Source organism: Embleya sp. AB8 (genome assembly GCF_049739465.1).
Taxonomy (GTDB): Bacteria; Actinomycetota; Actinomycetes; order Streptomycetales; family Streptomycetaceae; genus Embleya.
Genome location: NZ_JBMHHY010000011.1, coordinates 50,646 through 63,172, shown reverse-complemented (window position 1 = coordinate 63,172; position 12,527 = coordinate 50,646). Strand labels below are relative to the sequence as shown.

At 71.7% G+C, this 12,527-nt stretch carries 12 protein-coding genes; 6 read left to right on the top strand and 6 right to left on the bottom strand.

The genetic code is table 11. The features are described 5' to 3' along the window. Positions 1–16 precede the first annotated feature (16 nt). Positions 17–841: an arsenite methyltransferase gene (gene arsM, locus ABIA38_RS17235; RefSeq protein ID WP_424639537.1), complete on the bottom strand. Its 825-nt coding sequence runs from the start codon at positions 839–841 to the stop codon at positions 17–19. A gap of 120 nt (positions 842–961) precedes the next feature. Between arsM and ABIA38_RS17230 the strand changes: the two genes are divergently transcribed. The 4 genes from ABIA38_RS17230 (at position 962) to ABIA38_RS17215 (ending at position 4,367) form a co-directional block, all read left to right on the top strand. Further along, complete coding sequence (locus tag ABIA38_RS17230; RefSeq protein ID WP_424639536.1) at positions 962–1,366, top strand: ArsR/SmtB family transcription factor; 405 nt, start codon at positions 962–964, stop codon at positions 1,364–1,366. After that, complete coding sequence (gene arsB, locus ABIA38_RS17225; protein WP_424639535.1) at positions 1,363–2,490, top strand: ACR3 family arsenite efflux transporter; 1,128 nt, start codon at positions 1,363–1,365, stop codon at positions 2,488–2,490. The genes ABIA38_RS17230 and arsB overlap by 4 nt, the downstream gene beginning before the upstream one ends. A 67-nt stretch (positions 2,491–2,557) precedes the next feature. Beyond that, positions 2,558–2,950, top strand: coding sequence for an arsenate reductase ArsC (locus ABIA38_RS17220; RefSeq protein WP_424639749.1), 393 nt, complete (start codon positions 2,558–2,560; stop codon positions 2,948–2,950). A 145-nt stretch (positions 2,951–3,095) separates the two neighbouring features. Next, entirely contained in the window at positions 3,096–4,367 is a 1,272-nt protein-coding gene (locus ABIA38_RS17215; protein ID WP_424639534.1) for an APC family permease, read from the top strand. Positions 4,368–4,496: 129 nt separating this feature from the next. Here ABIA38_RS17215 and ABIA38_RS17210 read toward each other — a convergent pair whose 3' ends face one another. The 3 genes from ABIA38_RS17210 to ABIA38_RS17200 form a co-directional block, all read right to left on the bottom strand. Further along, entirely contained in the window at positions 4,497–4,868 is a 372-nt protein-coding gene (locus ABIA38_RS17210) for a hypothetical protein (RefSeq protein ID WP_424639533.1), read from the bottom strand. Positions 4,869–5,047: 179 nt separating this feature from the next. Continuing rightward, positions 5,048–6,400, bottom strand: coding sequence for a cytochrome P450 (locus ABIA38_RS17205; protein WP_424639532.1), 1,353 nt, complete (start codon positions 6,398–6,400; stop codon positions 5,048–5,050). A gap of 147 nt (positions 6,401–6,547) precedes the next feature. After that, positions 6,548–7,303, bottom strand: a complete 756-nt coding sequence (locus ABIA38_RS17200) for a hypothetical protein (protein WP_424639531.1) — start codon at positions 7,301–7,303, stop codon at positions 6,548–6,550. Between the two features lie 177 nt (positions 7,304–7,480). On the opposite strand from ABIA38_RS17200, the gene ABIA38_RS17195 reads away from it, so the two are divergent. Beyond that, positions 7,481–8,467: an alpha/beta hydrolase family protein gene (locus ABIA38_RS17195; protein WP_424639530.1), complete on the top strand. Its 987-nt coding sequence runs from the start codon at positions 7,481–7,483 to the stop codon at positions 8,465–8,467. 19 nt (positions 8,468–8,486) lie between these two features. On the opposite strand, the gene ABIA38_RS17190 is transcribed toward ABIA38_RS17195, so the two are convergent. Further along, positions 8,487–9,209, bottom strand: a complete 723-nt coding sequence (locus ABIA38_RS17190) for a class I SAM-dependent methyltransferase (protein WP_424639529.1) — start codon at positions 9,207–9,209, stop codon at positions 8,487–8,489. A 177-nt stretch (positions 9,210–9,386) separates the two neighbouring features. On the opposite strand from ABIA38_RS17190, the gene ABIA38_RS17185 reads away from it, so the two are divergent. After that, a complete protein-coding gene (locus tag ABIA38_RS17185; RefSeq protein ID WP_424639528.1) occupies positions 9,387–10,328 on the top strand; it encodes an NAD(P)/FAD-dependent oxidoreductase in 942 nt (313 codons plus the stop codon). 115 nt (positions 10,329–10,443) lie between these two features. Here ABIA38_RS17185 and ABIA38_RS17180 read toward each other — a convergent pair whose 3' ends face one another. Beyond that, positions 10,444–12,450 (bottom strand): condensation domain-containing protein, encoded by a 2,007-nt coding sequence (locus ABIA38_RS17180; RefSeq protein ID WP_424639527.1) that lies wholly within the window; start codon positions 12,448–12,450, stop codon positions 10,444–10,446. Positions 12,451–12,527: the final 77 nt, after the last annotated feature.

The following is a 12,527-nucleotide window of genomic DNA, read 5'->3' as shown; positions in this document are numbered from 1 at the left end:
AGGCCCGGTCGCCTGCTCAGTGGTGGGCGCAACACGCGGCCGGGGCGCCGGTGACGTGTCCCGTCGCGCCGGTTCCCGCGACGGACGGCTTGGCCGCCCGGACGATGGCCGCGTGCATCCCGTCCGCGACGAGGTGGGTGGGGGTGATCTCGATGCGGGTGAAGCCGGCCGCTTCGAGGCCGCGCCGGTACTCCGTGAAGGAGAGGGCGCCCGCGATGCAGCCGACGTAGTCGCCGCGTTCGGCCCGCCGGGCGGGGGTGAGGGCGTCCTCGGCGACGACGTCGGAGATGCCGATCCGGCCCCCGGGCCCGAGGACGCGGAAGGTCTCGGCGAAGACGGCCGCCTTGTCGGTGGACAGGTTGATCACGCAGTTGGAGATCACCACGTCGATCGTCGCGGCGGGCAGCGGGATCGCCTCGATGGTGCCCTTGAGGAACTCGACGTTCGTCGCGCCGGCCTTCCTCTGGTTGGCCAGGGCCAGGGCGAGCATCTCCTCGGTCATGTCGAGTCCGTACACCTTGCCGGCCGGGCCGACCCGGCGAGCGGACAGGAGTACGTCGATACCGCCGCCGGAGCCGAGGTCGAGCACCCGGTCGCCTTCGCGAAGGTCGGCGACGGCGGTGGGGTTCCCGCAGCCGAGGGACGCGGCGACGGCGCCGGCGGGCAGTTCGTCGCGCTCGCCGTCGGTGTAGCGGGCGGAGCCGAAGATGTCGTCGATCCCGATCCCGAGCCCGATCGCGGCCGGGCCGCAGCAGGTGGTGCCGCCCTCGGTGACCTGGACCGCGGCTGCGGCGTAGCGTCGGCGTACGGTCTCGCGCAGGTCGGGTTTCTGCTCGGGCATGGCCTTCACTCCTCGCCGACCGGATCTGTGCGGGTCCTGGCCTGGCGGCCCGGACCTGGTTGCATTCATGTTCTTCGATTCAAGCTTGCGCCCTGTATCGAAGAACGTCAACATAGAAGCATGTCGAAACAAGAGTTTGTGGTGCTCGGCCGGGACGACGCCGACGGCTGCTGCCCGACCCTGCTGACCGCTCCACTGGACGAGGAGTCGGCGGCCGACCTGGCTCGGGTCTTCAAGGCTCTGGGCGACCCTGTTCGACTGCGGCTCCTGTCGATGATCGCCGCGCGCGCGGGCGGCGAGATGGGCGGGGAGATCTGCGTCTGCGACCTGACCCCGGCCTTCGAACTGTCCCAGCCGACCATCTCCCACCACCTGAAGCTGCTCAAGCAGGCCGGCCTGATCGACTCCGAGCGGCGCGGAACATGGGTGTATTACCGGCTGGTTCCCGGTACGACCGACAAGCTGGCAGCCGTCCTCACCCGCCCCGGCGCCCCGGTCGCCGAACCCGCCGCAGCAGCCCGGTGAGCGGGACGACCGATACGCCGACGGGATCGCCCACCGCCCGACTGTCGTTCCTGGACCGCTTCCTCGCCGTGTGGATCCTGCTCGCGATGACCATCGGCCTGGGACTCGGCCGCGTTGTGCCCGGCCTGGGGGACGCGCTCGCGAGGGTCACGGTCGCCGGCGTCTCGTTGCCGATCGCGCTCGGCCTGTTCGTGATGATGTACCCGGTCCTCGCGAAGGTTCGCTTCGACCGTCTGGACGCCGTCACCCGAGACCGACGTCTACTCGTCCCATCCCTGGTGCTGAACTGGATCGTCGGTCCGGCCCTGATGTTCGCCCTCGCCTGGGTCTTCCTGCCCGACCTGCCCGAGTACCGCACCGGCCTGATCATCGTCGGCCTCGCCCGCTGCATCGCCATGGTCGCCATCTGGAACGACCTCGCCGGCGGTGACCGCGAAGCCGCCGCCGTCCTCGTCGCCCTCAACTCCGTGTTCCAGGTGCTCGCGTTCGCCGCACTCGGCTGGTTCTACCTGAACGCGCTGCCCGGCCGGCTCGGCCTGGAACAGACCGCGCTCGACATATCCGGGTGGGAAATCGCCCGCTCCGTCCTCGTCTTCCTCGGCATCCCCCTGCTCGCCGGGTTCCTCACCCGCCGCCTGGGCGAGAGGGCCAAGGGCCGCGTCTGGTACGAGACGAGGCTGATCCCCCGCATCGGCCCGTTCGCCCTGTACGGGCTGTTGTTCACCATCGTCGTGCTGTTCGCCCTCCAGGGCGACGCCGTCACCGCCAAGCCCCTGGACGTCCTACGGATCGCGCTACCCCTACTCGCGTACTTCGTGTTGATGTGGGCCGGGTCCATGGCCGTCGGCCGCGCGGTCGGGCTGGACTACCCGCGGGCGACGACGTTGGCGTTCACCGCTGCCGGCAACAACTTCGAACTCGCCATCGCCGTCACCATCGCCACCTTCGGCGCCGCCGGCGGCCAGGCGCTCGCCGGGGTGGTCGGCCCGCTCATCGAGGTTCCGGTCCTCATCGCACTCGTGTACGTCGCCCTCCGGGCGCGCCGCTTCTTCCCGCAGCCCACTTCGCCGGCCACACCGGCCGTCTCCCCGGAAGGTTCCGCCAGTGTCCGAAGCCAAGTCTGAATCCGAGTCCCAGTCCCAGTCCGAATCTGAATCCAAGTCCGAGTCCGAGTCCGGCGCAAAGCCGTCGGTGCTGTTCGTGTGTGTCCACAACGCCGGCCGCTCGCAGATGGCCGCCGCCTTCCTCGCCCATCTCTCCCAGGGCCGGGTCGAGGTCCGCTCCGCCGGGTCCGCGCCGGCCGAGACGGTGAACCCGGCCGCCGTGCGGGCGATGGCGGAGGTCGGCATCGACATGTCCGCCGAGACGCCGAAGGTGCTGACCGTCGAGGCCGTGCAGGCATCCGACGTGGTGATCACCATGGGCTGCGGCGACACCTGCCCCGTCTTCCCCGGCAAGAGCTACCTCGACTGGAAACTCGACGACCCGGCCGGGCAGGGCATCGAGGCGGTCCGGTCGATCCGGGACGAGATCGAACAGCGTGTCCGCGACCTTCTCGCCGAACTCCCGCCCGCGCGCGCCTGATCTCCCCTCGACGTCCTCGACGCCCTCGATGTCCTCGATGGCATCCAGGGGAGATTGCTCGGCCGCACGTTTCCGATACCGTGCACCGATATCGGAGTCCGTATCCGTAACAGCCGTGCGACCGCACTCGATCGAGGAGTAAGCGATGGGTACGTCGGCCGCAGCTGCCGAACCGCGCGAGCTGAAGCGGCACTTGGGCGTGTTCGACGCGGTGGTGATCGGGCTCGGGTCGATGATCGGCGCGGGGATCTTCGCCGCGCTCGCGCCGGCGGCCGGCTCGGCGGGGTCGGGGTCGGGGTTGTTGGCGGGGCTCGCCCTGGCCGCCGTGGTGGCGTACTGCAACGCCACCTCCTCCGCCCGACTGGCCGCGCGTTACCCGCAGTCCGGTGGCACGTACGTCTACGGCCGCGAACGGCTCGGGGACTTCTGGGGCTATCTGGCCGGCTGGGGCTTCGTGGTCGGCAAGACCGCCTCCTGCGCGGCGATGGCCCTCACCGTCGGCGCGTACGTGTGGCCGGACCAGGCGCATGCCGTGGCGGTCGCCGCGGTGCTGGCGCTGACCGCGGTGAACTACGTCGGCGTACAGAAGTCCGCGTGGCTGACGCGCGGGATCGTCGCGGTCGTCCTGACGGTGCTCGCCGCGGTGGTCACCGCCTGCCTGACCGACGGCACGGCACAGGCCGCGCGTCTCGACCTCGGGACGGATGCCACGTTCGGCGGCGTACTCCGGGCGGCCGGGCTGCTGTTCTTCGCCTTCGCCGGCTACGCCCGCATCGCCACCCTCGGCGAGGAGGTCCGCGATCCCGGGCGAACCATCCCGCGCGCCATCCCCCTCGCGCTCGGCATCACCCTGGTCGTCTACGCGGCGGTCGCCGTCGCCGTACTCGCGGTACTCGGACCCGACCGGCTCGCCCGCACCGCCGACCCGCTCGCCGAGGCCGTACGCGCCGCCGGCGTCCCGAGCCTGGCGCCGGTGGTGCGCATCGGAGCAGCCGTCGCGGCGATCGGCTCGCTGCTGGCCCTGATCCTCGGCGTCTCGCGCACCACCCTGGCGATGGCCCGCGACCGGCACCTGCCCCACGCGCTGGCCGCCGTCCATCCTCGGTTCAAGGTGCCGCACCGCGCCGAACTCGCGGTCGGCGCGGTGGTCGCCGTCCTGGCCGCCGGCACGGACGTACGCGGCGCGATCGGCTTCTCCTCCTTCGGCGTACTGGCCTACTACGCCATCGCCAACGCCTGCGCCTGGACGCTCACCCCTGCCGAGGGCCGCCCCGCACGAATCGTCCCGATCGTCGGCACCGCAGGCTGCCTGACCCTGGCCTTCGCCCTGCCGGCGGCCTCGGTGTCGTGGGGAGCCGCAGTAATCGCGGCGGGCGCCGCCGGCTACGCCCTGCGCAGGGCCACCACCCACACCTGAGCAACGGCCACGAGCGGGACCGGCCCACACCGGGCAACACGTGGCGGGCCGGCTCCCCGGGCGCCCACCGGTCCTCGGCTGATCGCGATCGACTCCCAACCGGTCCCCCTGACGTCTGCCGAGCCGAAGTCATCGGTGTCGGGGCCGGATCGGCCACCGCCGGCCCGTGTCGGGGTCTCCCGTCCAGACGAATTGTTCGTCGTCGGGGGTGACGGTCAGGCCGTGGTCGTACAGGCCGATCGCGCCGTCTGCGGTCCACGCGTCCCAGGCGGCTTCGAGTTCGTCGACCAGGAGACGCGGGCCGCCCTGGGAGGCGATGGTGCGGCCGTCGGGCAGGGCGGAGATCGCCGCCCAGGAGTGGGCGCCGTCGTGGAGTCGAGCGTTCACGCCGTCCGCATCCACCGTGGTGTCGAACAGTACGTCGGGCAAGGCCAGGCGCAGCGCCCACAGCAGGTGGGCGTTCTCGTGCAGTGGCCGCAGGTCACGGACGTGATCGGCCACAACCCGCACCCTTCGACGTAGTAACCATGCGCAGAAGAATGATCACGCGGGTCGACCCACGACGGGAAGGTCTCGAATCCAAGCGCGGCATCACGCCGGCGCACGCGCCCGGCGCGGAGCCGGCCCGCAGCCTGTGCCCGGGAGCGGAACTGCCCTGCCCGCACCCTGCGGTCGCCGGCTCAGCGGCGGGCGATCACCTCCATCGGCAGTGTCCGCGGGGACAACACCGCGCGTGCCGCGGCGCGGATCGTGGTGCCCGGGATCGGGCGCAGGCGCCAGCGGGTGGCGAGCGAGGCCAGCGTCAGGGAGGCCATGGTCAGGGCGAACGTGTCGCCGACGCACCTGTTGGGTCCGACGCCGAACGGGACGAATGTGGCGGGCGGGATCGGGCAGCGTCCCGTCTGGGCGTCCACCTCCCAGCGCTCGGGGCGGAACTCGTCGGGGGCGTCGAACAGGTCGGCTCGTCGGTGCAGGAGGTACGGGCTGACCAACACCGTGCCACCGGCGGCCAGTTGTCGGCCGGCGAGTTCGGTGTCCCGGGTGGCGGTGCGAATCAGGGCCCAGGCCGGCGGGTACAGGCGCAACGTCTCCTTGACCACCCTGCCCGTGTGCTCCAGGCGCGGCAGCTCCGCCAGGGTCGCGGTGGCGCCGGCGAGGACCGTGTCGGCCTCGGCGAACAGTTCCGCCTCGACCTCGGGGTGGGTGCCCAGCAGGTGCAACGCCCAGGCCAGCGACGCCGACGTGGTCTCCGCGCCGGCCAGGACGAGCACCATGATCTGGTCGGACAACTCCTGTTCGGTCAGCCCCGTGCGGTCGTCGTCGCGGGCCTCGATCAACCAGGACAGCAGGTCCTCCCCGGCGCCGTCCCGCTGTCGGCCCTCCGCGACGATCTGCCGTACGTAGCCGCGCCATTGTGCGACGGCGCGTTCGTAGCGGCGGTTGGCCGGCGTCGGCAGTCGGGTGGCGGCCGGGAGCAAAACGCGGGTGACCGTGCCGCGCAGGAACACGTCGAGGCAGCGGCGCAGTTCGACGGCGGTCCGCGCGTCCATGCCGGCGGCGAAGAGGGTACGTACGGCCACCGAGGTGGTGAGCGTGAACATCTCGTCGACCAGGTCGACCACTTGGCCGGGCCGCCACGACCGCGCCAGTGTGTCGATCTCGGCACACATCAGCGCCGCGTACCGCTCCATCCGGTCGCGGCGAAAGGCCGGCTGCACCATCCGCCGCTGTCGCCGATGTTCGGCGTGCACACAGGTGGCCAGGCCGTTGCCCATGTCCGCGCGCATCGCGTCGTAGATCGGCCCGGTCCGGTCGAAGGTAAGCCCGTCGGCGAACGCCTTCTGGGCCACGTCGGGATGGCAGGCGACGTACATGCGACGTTGTGGAAACCGGATCTCCACGAGATCCCCGTGTGCGGGCAGGGTGCCGAGGAACTTCAGCGGGTCGCGGCCGAAGGCGGGCAGGTGGCCGAGTACCGGCCAGGCTCCCGGGGCCAACTCCGGTCGTTGCGCGGCCGGTTGCGTATACGTCACGGTTCCTGTCCCTTCGGGAGAGCACGCCTGATCCATCCCCCGTGGTCGCCGACGCTAACGGAAACCACGGCGGCGATCGGGCCGGACGCGCCGCCGGCGCCCGAATGCCGGGGGCGTGCGCCGGGGCGGAAGGCGGTCCGGGGCGGGTCAGGCGTCTCCCGGAAGGAGGTGTTGGGCGACCTCCTTGAACGACCACGTGCCGGCGGTACGGGTGAGCACCCAGACCAGGTCGAAGCGGTTCGGCCAGGTCGCGGGGGCGCCGCTGCCCGGGGCGAGTGCCTTCACGATGGCCGGGATTCGGGAGTGTTCCCAGCAGATCAGTACCGGGCCGCCGGCCGTTGCGACGGCAGCCGCCAGGTCGGCCTCCTTCGACTCGGCGTAGGTCAGGTCGACGGTCAGGCCGAGCCGTTTGGCCAACGGGGTGACGGTCTGCCGCATCCGGTGGCCGCCGGCATGCGGGCCCTGGTCGGTGGCGGCGTAGATCCTGGTCGGCACCACCAGCCCGGCGACCGGTGGGACGAACAGCCGCGGCAGCGCTTCGGCTCGGGCCCAGCCCCGCTCGGTCAGCGAATGGCTGTCCGGCTTCCCGTTGTCGTCCCGGCCGGTTTCGCCGCCGGTGGGCTTCTCACCGTGTCGGATGATCATCACGACCAGATCGCCGCCACCACCGCCACCACCCCCGGCGGCGGCGGTCGGCACGCTCGCGGCCGCGGTGGGCCGGGACGCGGCGTGGCTCTCGTCCTTCGAGCCGCAGCCGACCAACAACAGCGACATCGCCCCGAGTCCGGCGATCAGCCGACGGCGGCCGATCGCGGGAGGTTCTTCTTCGTACACGTTCCCGATCGTGTTCTCGGCGATGTTCTCGGTGGTGTTCCCGGCGCTGTTCTCGGTCGTGTTCCCCATGGCTGAAGACGCCCCCTGTCCGTTCGCAACTGCCCTGCCCGGTCCGTGCCCGAGCACAAGAGCGTATCGGCGGAGGGCCGAGAGTCGTTGACAAAGCGGAACGAGGTTCCATATCTTAATTGGAACAACGTTCCGCTTTTTTGGTGGAGCTGTGACCAGTGAAGGGAACCACGCGTCATGAGCGAATCGACGTACCCGGCCGACACCTTCGGCCCGCCGCCCGTCCCCATCCCCATCCCCGCCTCCGCCCCCGTGCTCTCGGTCGGTCCGGTGGTGCTGCGCGCTCCCGGCCGAGCCGTCGACCTGGAGGTGCGCGTGTCCGCGCCGGTGACCGGGAACGACCTGCCGGTCGTTCTCCTCTCGCACGGCCAGGGCCCCTCGAACCACCTTTCCTCGCTGCGCGGTTGCGCCCCCCTTGCCGATTTCTGGGCGGCGCACGGGTTCGTGGTGATCCAGCCCACCCATCTGAGCTCCACGACGCTGCGTCTGGACCCCGACACCCCCGGGGCGCCGCTGTATTGGCGATCGCGGGCCGAGGACATGACGTACATCCTCGACCGGCTCGACACGATCGAGGCCGCCGCACCGCAGCTTCCCGGGCGGCTGGACCGCGGCCGGGTCGCGGTGGCCGGATACTCGATGGGCGGGCACACCGCAAGCCTCCTGCTGGGCGCCCGGCTCACCGATCCGCAGGACGGGACGGAAGTGGACCTGACCGAGCCCCGGATCAAGGCCGGTGTCCTGCTTGCCGCGCCCGGCCGAGGCGGCGACGCGCTCAGCACGTTCGCGACGGAGAATCTCTCCTTCCTCTCGACCACGGACTTCTCCACGATGCGGACACCCACGCTCGTCGTCGCCGGCGACAAGGACACCTCCCCCCATCTGACGGTCGTCGGCCCGGACTGGCACACCGATCCGTACTTCCTGTCCCCGGGCCCGAAGTCCATGCTCACCCTGTTCGACGCGGAGCACGGGCTCGGCGGGATCGCCGGGTATGACGTCGCCGAGACCACCGACGAGAGCCCCGAACGGGTGGCCGCCGTACAGCGACTCACCTGGGCCTACCTCCGCACCGAGCTCTACCCCGGGGATCCCGCCTGGCAGACGGCACACAACGCGCTCGCCGCCGACCACCACCCGCTCGGACGCGTCGAGTCCAAGTAGGCCGAGTAGTCCGAGTAGGTCAAGTTCCGCGCCGCAGTTCGAGCAGGCCACTGCCCAGCCGGCGGGTGGTGAGGCCGGCTTCGGCGGCCTCGGCCTCCAGGCGCGCGGTCGGGATCGGATACATCGTGAAGACCGCCGAGCGTTCGTCTAGCACCCGCCCGGCCCCGGTGGTGCGGTACGTCATCGTCCAGTCCATCGTGCCGGGCCCGCTGGGCTCGGCCTGCATCCAGCCCTCGTAGGTGAGTTCGCCGACTGCGGTGGTGTGGTAGCGGGTTCGCGGGACATGGCACGGCTCGGGCGGTTCCTGTACCTCGATGAACGCCGACGCCCCGGGAGCCAACCGCTCGGCCAACAGGCGGGCCAGGAACCGCCGTTCGGCGGCGTCGAAATGATGCAGTACGGCGGTCGCCACGACGGCGGACAACACCGGCGGCAATGCGGCCTCGGCGAGCGTGTCGGCCCGGACCGTCACCCGCCCGCGCAGCGCGGGGTCTTCGGCCACGCGCGCACGCAGCGTGGCGGACATCGCGGCGGATGGTTCCAGGGCCACGATGCGCGCGTCGGGCAGCGCGTCCGCGACGACCCGGGTGGACAGACCCGTACCGGCGCCGATGTCCAGGACCGGGCCCGCCGTGGGGTCGACGTGGCGCAGGGCGTCGGTCAGCACCGGGCGCAGTTGCCGCCAGTAGGGCTCGGACATCAGGTGGTAGTAGTCGGCGGTCGCGCCGTAGGGGTCGTTCACGGTCGTCTCCGGTGTCTTCGGTGTCTTCGGGCGTCACTAGTGGAAACGATTATCATGATCGATAGGGTGTGATGTCCACCGGGCGTCCGAGACCTTGCGGCCGGATCCCCGCCAACGAGAGGGAAGTGCCACGTGAGCGAGACAAGCGCGACAAGCACGACAACCGCGACGAGCGCAATGAGCGGCAGGAGCGCGACGAGCGGGACATTCGACGTGGTCGTGGTCGGCGCCGGTCCGGCGGGGCTGAACGCGGCCCTGGTGTCGGGGCGGCAGCGGCGGCGCGTGCTGCTGATCGACAGCGGCCGGCCGCGCAACGCCCCGTCCCCCGCGACCCACATGTTGCTCAGCCGGGACGGGTTCTCCCCCACCGCGCTGCGCGCCGCCGCGCGCGCCGACCTGGCGGCGTACGACACGGTGGAGATACGCGCGGGCGAGGTGGCCGACGCCCGTTCGCTGGACGACGGGTTCGAGCTGGTACTCGCGGACGGGAGCACGGAGCGTGCGCGCAAGGTGATCCTGGCCACCGGGCAGGTCGATGTACTGGCCGATATCCCCGGTCTGGCCGAGCGGTTCGGTCGCGGCGTCTTCCACTGCCCGTTCTGCCACGGCTACGAGACCCTCGGTATGACGGTCGCCGTGGTCGGTGCGGACCCGGCCAGTGTGATGCTCGCGCTGTATGTCGCCGACCGGTTCAGCGAGGACGTGGTCCTGGCCACGCTCGGGCAGGGGCCGACCGACGAACAGCGTGCACTGCTCGCCAAGGCCGGAGTGGGCCTGCGGGCGGAGGGGTTGACCTCGGTCTCCGGTGAACCGGGCGCCCTGCGCCTGGAGTTCGCCGCCGGCCCGGCGCTGGGCCGAGGGGCGATCTTCCATCGCACCCGGATCCACCAGCACTCCGCACTCGCCGCGCGCCTTGGTTGTGTACACCTGCCGGACGGGTGCGTGCGCGTGGACGAGTTCCAACGCACGTCCGTGCCGGGCGTGTTCGCGGCGGGCGACATGGCCCGCCTGGAGGCGCTCCCGGATCCGCTGACGTTCGTGGTGACCGGTGCGGCGGACGGCGCCCGGGCCGCGGTGTGGGCCGATCAGGAGTTGTTCCGGGCCGACGCCGAGCTGTAGTCGGGCGGTTCGCGCACCACAGGCAAACAAACACAAACAAGCAAATACAAATACAAACACACGCAAACACACGCACGCGCCGGGCGGGGAGATCCCCGCCCGGCGCGGTCGCCGTTCAGCGCACGGTGCCGTGCTCCTCCCGGATCGCCTCGGCGAGCGCCGCCACGGTCGGCGCGGTCAGGAACGTGCGTGGCGGCACCCGGCCCACGCCGCCGCGCGTGAGGCCGGCCAGCAGCCGTACCGCCAGCAACGAGTCCCCGCCCGTCGCGAAGAAGTCCGCCGCCCGGTCCACCGGTTCGCCCGCCGGCAAGCCGAGCACCGCGCGCCAGGCGTCGGCGATCGCCTCCTCGAGGCCGTCCCGAGGAGGGCCGGCCGCGGCGCGCGCGACCTCGCGGGCGCGGGCACGGGCGTGCAGGCGAGGTGTGTCCGAGTCCGGGTCGTGGCCGGGGTCGAGCGGCTGCGGCAACACGTGCACGATCCGCCATCCGTCGGCCTCGGCGAGGGCGTCCACCAGTGTCGTGAAGTCGGTGAACAGCGCGTCCAGGTCGGCGGGCGCGAAGAGTTCCTCGACCGCCGACATCCCGATCACCAGTTCGTCGCGGGCTTCGTACAGGCGGGCCTCGAGGGCGACCTGCGGCGTACGCAGTTCCTGGTGATGGTCCTTCAGGTCCACCGTGCCCAGCGGTCCGGCGTCCTCGGGGATCGCGCCGCCCATCGCGGCGTCGACGCCGAGCGTGCTCTGGAACACCACCGGTGCGACCGGGCGGGTGGTACCGCGCCGGCGGGCCAGTTCGCGGCCGATCTCCACCCCCGACACCAGGTTGTGTGCGAGCGCCTCGCCCAGATCCTCGCTCGCCGACCGGGCCGCGTCGGCGAGCGTGGTCCGCTCGGCGAGCTCGATCGCGAGCGGGACCGTCGTGGAGAACGCCCCGATCATCCGCTGCACGTCGGGATGCAGCGGCAGGCGGCCCAGTTGGAGGGTGCCGAGCAGGAAGCGCCGATGCCCCGCCGCCCGCGCGAGCGCCACCGTGTATGCGGCCAGCGTCGCCGCCGACGGCGTCACCGCGTGCGCGCGGCACTGCTCCTGAAGGGCGCGCCAACGCGTGGCCGACAGGCGCACCTCCCGTCCGGACATCATCGGTTCGGCCACCGCGTCCGGCTCGACCGCCAGCGGTAGTGCGGGCGATTGGGGCAGTTCCGCGAGCCGTTCCCACCACCAATCCCGGTCGGCGATCCACCTCGGCGTCGTCGGCAACGCGGCCAGCGTGGTCGCGTAGTCGCCGAAGTCCACGTCCAGCGGCGCCGGAACCGCGTTCCAGTCGGCGGCGAAGGCCAGCAGGTCGCGGTACAGCAGCCCCGAGGACCAGCCGTCGATCAGGAGCAGGCTGGTCGCGGAGTGGATCCGGGCTCGCCCGCCCGGCAGCAGGCTCAACCGGATGTCGATCCCGGGCCCCGTCTGCGGATTCGGCCCGTGATGCCGCATCCGCTCCCGCAACTCATTCACCCGCGCCCCGACTTGCTCCGGACTCGCCTCACGCCAGTCGTACACCGTCGGCGTCACGATCGCGTCCGGGTCGTCGGGGTCGAGGATGTGTTGGCGTCCGTCGGCGGTGATCCGGGCGCGCAACATCGGTTGATGGGCCATCAGGCGTTGCAGGGCGTCCCGCAGTGCCTCGGGCGCCTCGTCGGCGTCCACGTCGTGCAGCGCGAAGTCGAGGCAGTGGTGGGCGGATGTGTAGGACAGCTCCCACGCGCCCTGTTGGCCGACGAAGTACCCCTGCTGCAACGGGAGTAGCGGGAAGGGCGCAAGCGCGTCGGGGCGCGGGGTCACCTCCAGTCCCGGGGCGATCGATCCGCCCGACGGGTGTGCGCGGGCGGCAACGGCGGTGGCGAATTCGGCGAGGGTGTTCTCCACGCGTACGTCGGACAACGCGAGTACGGCTCCCGCCCGGCGGCGGACCAGGGCGGCGGTCCGCACGGCGAGGATCGAGTCGCCGCCCAGGGACAGGAAGGTGTCGTCGGGGCCGATGTCGGCCGCCGGTACGTCCAGGATGTCCGCCCAGATGCGGCGGACCAGGGTCAGCGGGTCGGTCGGCGCGGCGGGCGCGGGGGTGGTGGGCACGGGTACCTCCGAGGCGGGGTCACGGACGGGGTCACGGACGGGGTCACGAGCGGGTCACGAGCGGGGTCACGGGCGGG